General features: G+C 79.1%; 2 protein-coding genes. One reads left to right on the forward strand and one right to left on the reverse strand.

Going from position 1 to position 1624, the window contains the following annotated elements:
* Positions 1–255: 255 nt before the first annotated feature.
* Entirely contained in the window at positions 256–858 is a 603-nt protein-coding gene (locus tag NH342_RS22880) for a hypothetical protein (protein ID WP_253018658.1), read from the reverse strand.
* A 45-nt stretch (positions 859–903) separates the two neighbouring features.
* Here NH342_RS22880 and NH342_RS22885 point away from each other — a divergent pair.
* Positions 904–1624, forward strand: a 721-nt coding sequence (locus NH342_RS22885; RefSeq protein ID WP_253018660.1) for a hypothetical protein, incomplete at its 3' end; no start/stop codon positions are given.

A 1624-nucleotide genomic window follows, 5' to 3' on the forward strand; every position in this document is an offset into this window, starting at 1 on the left:
AGCCGGGCCGGTGACGGCGCCGGCGCGCGACCGGCGGCGTCGCGGACGGCGCGGCCGATCGGCGCGCGGGCACGCAGGAGGAAGGGTGCGGACACGGCAGGACCTCGCAGGGGGGAGTGGGGGCGCGGGTGGCGGGAGTGGGCACACGACCTCGGGCGCTGGTGTCCACGGTCCCAGCCGTGCCTGCCGGATGCCTGTGGAACGCGCTGGTCACGGCCGTGATGGTCGGCACGTGACCCGGCCCACCGGGGTCCCTCAGGCGTCCGCGGCGCTGCCCGGGTCGCGGACCAGCAGCCACGTCGCACCGCCCACGAGGGCGCCGGCGACCGCCGCGGCGACGGCGATGGTCTGGCCCCCGACCGGGAAGGGCAGCAGCCAGTCCAGCAGCGACCGGCTGCGCGAGGTGGGGTCGGCGAGCACCAGCGCGACGAACAGCGCCGCGACCAGGCCGCCGACGACGACCAGCGCCCGGACCAGCCGTCCCCCGGTGCGGGCCGCGACGGTCCGCGTCGCCCGCACCACCCGCCCGGCGCGCAGCACGCGCAGGGCGCCGACCGTGCGGACCAGCCGGAACACCTGCACCGGCCCGACGGCGAGCACCACCCCGAGGACGACGACGCCGGTCATCGCCAGCAGCCCCCGGTGGCCGCGCACCCACGCCCGCTTGTCCTCCGCCACCGCCAGCAGGGCCACCGTCTCGCCCAGGAGCACCGCCCCGGTGGCCACGTCCAGCACCCGGCCGGTCGCGCCCAGCACGCCGGGGGCGAAGGTGAGGAAGACCGCGGGCACGCTGACCAGGGAGGCCACCAGCACCGGCAGGGCGAGCCTGTCCTGCAGCCGCTGCTCCCGGGAGGTCATCGCCACCAGGTTGCCGGTCCCGGCGCGAGCCCGCAGGGTCGGTCCATGACCGGGTCCTTCGCACGGGGGCTGGCCGCGGGCGCGGCCGGCACCACCGTCCTCAACGCCGTCACCTACCTCGACATGGCGGTGCGCGGCCGCGACGCCAGCAGCACCCCCGAGCAGACCGTCGACGCCCTGGCCGGCGTCGCCGGCACCTCGGTGCCGGGGAAGGGCAGCGAGCGGGCCAACCGCCGAACCGCCCTGGGCGCGCTGGCCGGCATCGGCAACGGCGTGGCGGTCGGGGTGCTGGCCAGCCTGGCGCGCAGCGCCGGCGTCCGGCTGCCCTCCGCCGTGGGTGCGGTGACCACCGGCGCCGCCGCGATGGCGCTCACCGACGGCACCGTCGCCGCGCTCGGCGTCGACGACCCCCGCTCGTGGTCGCGCCGGGACTGGGTCTCCGACGCCGTCCCGCACCTGGCCTACGGCGCCGCCGTGCAGGCCGTCGTCGAGGCCGTCCCCACCTCCGGCGACGCGCCCCGGCGCAAGGCGTCGGGCGGGCTGACCGTCCGCTCGCTGCTGCTGGGCGTGGCCACCGGCTGCCGCAGCTCGCTCGGCCTGTCGGCCCCCGCGCTCACCAACCCCGAGGGCGGGGCGCTGCGCAAGGTCGCCGCCGTCGGCGCGGTCGGCGGGGAGCTCTACGCCGACAAGCTGGCGGCCACCCCGCCGCGCACCGACCCGCAGGGCCTGCCGGTGCGCTTCGCCTCCGCCGCGGGCGGCGCCGGGG

It is taken from the genome of Klenkia sp. PcliD-1-E (assembly GCF_024124375.1).
GTDB lineage: Bacteria > Actinomycetota > Actinomycetes > Mycobacteriales > Geodermatophilaceae > Klenkia.

Excerpts from the sequence above, each read along its gene's own strand:
- NH342_RS22880 (WP_253018658.1), bottom strand. The coding sequence starts at position 858 with ATGACCTCCCGGGAGCAGCGGCTGCAGGACAGGCTCGCCCTGCCGGTG.